The organism is Fulvimarina endophytica (assembly GCF_003403015.1).
Taxonomy (GTDB): domain Bacteria; phylum Pseudomonadota; class Alphaproteobacteria; order Rhizobiales; family Rhizobiaceae; genus Fulvimarina; species Fulvimarina endophytica.
Genome location: NZ_QURL01000011.1, coordinates 1 through 5,000, shown reverse-complemented (window position 1 = coordinate 5,000; position 5,000 = coordinate 1). Strand labels below are relative to the sequence as shown.

Genomic DNA, 5,000 nt, shown 5'->3' with positions numbered 1-5,000 from the left:
AATGTTTGGCCCTGGATGGATCGCCCTATCGGATCCCTTTGAACATAAGCTTTTGTTCTAGTCGGAACGAAGCGCCCCGCGTGGCGACACGTGGGTTCAAGAATGAACGCCTATGAGCGAGCCGTCTTCACGGTTTGCCACGGCGATGGCCGCTTTACGCCGCCTTCGTTTCTCTTTCTTCTCTTAGGTAATGTCCTCACGCCCGCAGGGCTCCGGACAGGGCGCAGCAGAGCTGCGACGGCCGTTCGGCCGACGCCGGCCTTCGGGGCGGTTCCGGTCAGGTGTTCGTGTCGCGGTGTCCCTGTGGCGGTGTCCCTGTGGTGGTGTCGAAGGAACGACATATCGACGATCGCCGCCGACTGGCCGGTGTCCTCGCGAAGCCGATGCCGAAGGGTATCTGAGCGTGAGCGATTAGAGATGGGCCCGTAGCTCAGTTGGTTAGAGCGCACCCCTGATAAGGGTGAGGTCGGTAGTTCGAATCTACCCGGGCCCACCATCGTGGTGTCTGCGATATTGCTTGACGGATCTGCTTTGCGGCGGTCTCGTCGCGATCGCGGTCCGTGTGGTCGATACAGTGTGTTCGTACAGATCGGGGCCTTAGCTCAGCTGGGAGAGCATCTGCTTTGCAAGCAGAGGGTCATCGGTTCGATCCCGATAGGCTCCACCATTACCTAGGAAGAAAGAAACACCTTTGCAGCATGGGTGAACGGCTTATGGCCGTCCGTGTCTGCCTGTTCTCAAACATCGTGAAGAAGAAGACGGATCTGGAAGGATCGTCGCACGGCTCAGGGGTTCGTCCCCGCGCTTCTACTCCGAAGCGGCCTTGTCCCTGGCACTCGTTGCCGGGCCTGGGGTTTGACGGTTCTGCCGATCGGAACGTCCGGACTTTGCAGGTTCATCGCCTGCATCCGGGTTCAAGCGTTCCGGTTTTTAAGGTTTGTGTCGCCTGACCGCGCACAATCCGGGTTCGTCTCGAGAAGCTGGTCTTTCGCTGGTCGGGTTTGACATCCGACCAGCATGAAGCGCCGCTGCAGGAGGCTTTGTCCGGATCGCACATCCGGATGGGCTTAGGCGGTGCTTCTCTCAAGAAGAATGATCTGATCGACCATGATCTCTCTCAATTGTCTCCTTTCGGTCCGCCCGATGGCTCTGACGAGCTGACGGGTATGGGTGTCGAAGGTGGCTCGTTCCTTTGCAAAAGGGGGAACGGACACCAGAGCCCGACCGGGCGACGGGCCTTATGGCCCGCCCGCGCGGAGCCGATGCCGCAAGGCATCCGGCGTGAGCGATGAGGAGACAGCGGTCCAAAACCCTTCGGGTTTTGAACCGATGATCATGGGCGATGGGAACGATCAAGTGTCTGAAGGGCATTTGGTGGATGCCTTGGCATGCACAGGCGATGAAGGACGTGATACGCTGCGATAAGCGTCGGGGAGCTGCGAATAAGCTTTGATCCGGCGATTTCCGAATGGGGCAACCCACCTTCGACTACCGTTAAGTTTGAACTGTTGGAGTTCGATGCAGCCATTGGCTGGGTCGGGCGGCCTTCGGTGTTTGATGCGAGGTTCTCTTGCCGCGATGGTGAGGGTGCCCGCAGCAGAGCCCGACCGGGCTCCGGCCGGTCAGGCCGCGCCCGCGCAGCCGACGCTGAAAGCGTCTGGCGTGAGCGAAAACAACCCACAACAGCTCAAATTAACGGTAGTCATTTGAAGGTATCTTTGACCTGAATCAAATAGGGTTAAAGAGGCGAACCCGGGGAACTGAAACATCTCAGTACCTGGAGGAACGGACATCAACCGAGACTCCGTCAGTAGCGGCGAGCGAACGCGGACCAGGCCAGTGGCCTTATTCAAACAAGCTGAACACGTTGGAAAGCGTGGCGAGATCGGGTGACAGCCCCGTAGGCGTAATTTTGAATAGGGTCCTCGAGTAGGGCGGGACACGTGAAATCCTGTCTGAACATGGGGGGACCACCCTCCAAGCCTAAGTACTCGTGCATGACCGATAGCGAACCAGTACCGTGAGGGAAAGGTGAAAAGCACCCCGACGAGGGGAGTGAAAGAGAACCTGAAACCGAATGCCTACAAACAGTCGAAGCCCGCAAGGGTGACGGCGTACCTTTTGTATAATGGGTCAGCGACTTAGTCTGGCGAGCAAGCTTAAGCCGATAGGTGTAGGCGCAGCGAAAGCGAGTCTGAACAGGGCGTTCAGTTCGTCGGATTAGACCCGAAACCAAGTGATCTAGCCATGAGCAGGCTGAAGGTGCGGTAACACGCACTGAAGGGCCGAACCCATATCTGTTGCAATAGATCGGGATGACTTGTGGCTAGGGGTGAAAGGCCAATCAAACTTGGAAATAGCTGGTTCTCCGCGAAATCTATTTAGGTAGAGCGTCGGCTGAATGCTCCAGGGGGTAGAGCACTGGATGGGCTATGGGGACTCACCGTCTTACTGATCCTAACCAAACTCCGAATACCTGGAAGCACTATCCGGCAGACAGACGGCGGGTGCTAACGTCCGTCGTCGAGAGGGCAACAACCCTGACCTCCAGCTAAGGTCCCCAAGTCATGGCTAAGTGGGAAAGGATGTGAAGTTTCCAAAACAACCAGGATGTTGGCTTAGAAGCAGCCATCATTTAAAGAAAGCGTAACAGCTCACTGGTCTAAACAAGAGACTTTGCGCCGAAAATGTACCGGGGCTGAAGCCATGCACCGAAGCTGAGGATTCATCTTTTAGGAGATGAGTGGTAGCGGAGCGTTCCATAGGCCTGTGAAGGGATACCCGTGAGGGGTCCTGGAGGTATTGGAAGTGCGAATGCTGACATGAGTAACGATAAAGGGAGTGAGAGACTCCCTCGCCGAAAATCCAAGGGTTCCTGCTTAAAGTTAATCTGAGCAGGGTTAGCCGGCCCCTAAGCCGAGGCCGAAAGGCGTAGGCGATGGGAACCACGTTTAATATTCGTGGGCCTGGTGGGAAGTGACGGATCGCGTGTGTTGTCTGGTCTTAACGGATTGATCAGGCAGCGAAGCGGTTCCAGGAAAGAGCCCCACCGTATAGACCGTACCCGAAACCGACACAGGTGGATTGGTAGAGCATACCCAGGCGCTTGAGAGAACTGTGCTGAAGGAACTCGGCAAATTGCACGCGTAACTTCGGAAGAAGCGTGACCCTTTTGCACGCAAGTGTTTGAGGGTGGCACAGACCAGGGGGTAGCGACTGTTTATCAAAAACACAGGGCTCTGCGAAGTCGACAAGACGACGTATAGGGTCTGACGCCTGCCCGGTGCTGGAAGGTTAAAAGGAGAGGTTCACGCCTTGAATTGAAGCCCCAGTAAACGGCGGCCGTAACTATAACGGTCCTAAGGTAGCGAAATTCCTTGTCGGGTAAGTTCCGACCTGCACGAATGGCGTAACGACTTCCCCGCTGTCTCCAGCACAGACTCAGTGAAATTGAATTCCCCGTGAAGATGCGGGGTTCCTGCGGTCAGACGGAAAGACCCCGTGCACCTTTACTATAGCTTTACACTGGCATTCGTGTCGGCACGTGTAGGATAGGTGGTAGGCTTTGAAGCGTGGACGCCAGTTTGCGTGGAGCCATCCTTGAAATACCACCCTTGCCGTCATGGATGTCTAACCGCGGTCCGTTATCCGGATCCGGGACAGTGTATGGTGGGTAGTTTGACTGGGGCGGTCGCCTCCTAAAGAGTAACGGAGGCGCGCGAAGGTGGGCTCAGAGCGGTCGGAAATCGCTCGTCGAGTGCAATGGCATAAGCCTGCCTGACTGCGAGACAGACAAGTCGAGCAGAGACGAAAGTCGGTCATAGTGATCCGGTGGTCCCCGAGTGGAAGGGCCATCGCTCAACGGATAAAAGGTACGCCGGGGATAACAGGCTGATGACCCCCAAGAGTCCATATCGACGGGGTTGTTTGGCACCTCGATGTCGGCTCATCGCATCCTGGGGCTGGAGCAGGTCCCAAGGGTTTGGCTGTTCGCCAATTAAAGCGGTACGTGAGCTGGGTTCAGAACGTCGTGAGACAGTTCGGTCCCTATCTGCCGTGGGTGTAGGAGTATTGACAGGATCTGTCCCTAGTACGAGAGGACCGGGATGGACGTATCTCTGGTGGACCTGTTGTGGCGCCAGCCGCATAGCAGGGTAGCTATATACGGTCGGGATAACCGCTGAAGGCATCTAAGCGGGAAACCCACCTGAAAACGAGTACTCCCTATCAGAGCCGTGGTAGACCACCACGTCGATAGGCCGGATGTGGAAGCGCGGCAACGCGTGAAGCTGACCGGTACTAATCGCTCGATCGACTTGATCGTTCCCATTCGCCCATGATCATCAACGACCCAAGCCAGACCCTTTCAACAGGGAACAGGCGCGGGCCAGGAGGCTCCTTCCGAGGATCCCTCCACGATCACAAGCGATCATCATTCTTCCAGTGCAGACAGCGCCGCTCAACGCCGCGCCAAACCAGCTTCTCGATCCCCTTTCTGTTTTTGGCCGACCTGGTGGTCATGGCGGAGCGCCCCCACCCGATCCCATTCCGAACTCGGCCGTGAAACGCTCCAGCGCCTATGATACTTCGTCTCAAGACGCGGGAAAGTCGGTCGCCGCCAGGTCCGCCAAAAACAGAAAACCAGGGAATCTTCACACGAAACAGAACACACTCACACAATCTCAAAACCAAACTCGATCGCGCCAGATCAGGCGAGGCCAGCGCGGCACCGCACCTGAAACCCGGTGATCCGTCTCGTGCTCATGGCACCATCGCCAAAGGCCACGAGCCTCCAGGGCGATCTCGCTTTATCACGCATGGAACAAAAACGGGTACGGAAGCCGAAGGCAGACGGGAAAAAGACGGCGGAAGCGAAAAGACGGCGGGCGCAAAAACACCTCCGGAAAAAACCCAGCCCGAGTACCCTCATCCCCCATAGGCCTCAAACGACGAGCCACCCCTCGCAACGCGCCGGACAAGACAGGATACGGATTCGTACC

2 tRNA genes and 2 rRNA genes are annotated in these 5,000 nt (G+C 56.8%); all 4 read left to right on the top strand.

What is annotated here, in order from left to right:
• The first annotated feature begins 419 nt into the window (after window positions 1-419).
• The 4 genes from DYI37_RS18465 (at window position 420) to rrf (ending at window position 4,624) form a co-directional block, all read left to right on the top strand.
• A tRNA-Ile gene (locus tag DYI37_RS18465) sits at window positions 420-496 on the top strand.
• 95 nt (window positions 497-591) lie between these two features.
• Window positions 592-667: transfer RNA gene (locus tag DYI37_RS18460), tRNA-Ala, on the top strand.
• 683 nt (window positions 668-1,350) lie between these two features.
• Window positions 1,351-4,324, top strand: a 23S ribosomal RNA gene (locus tag DYI37_RS18455).
• Between the two features lie 185 nt (window positions 4,325-4,509).
• Window positions 4,510-4,624 (top strand): 5S ribosomal RNA (gene rrf, locus DYI37_RS18450).
• The last annotated feature ends 376 nt before the right edge of the window (window positions 4,625-5,000 follow it).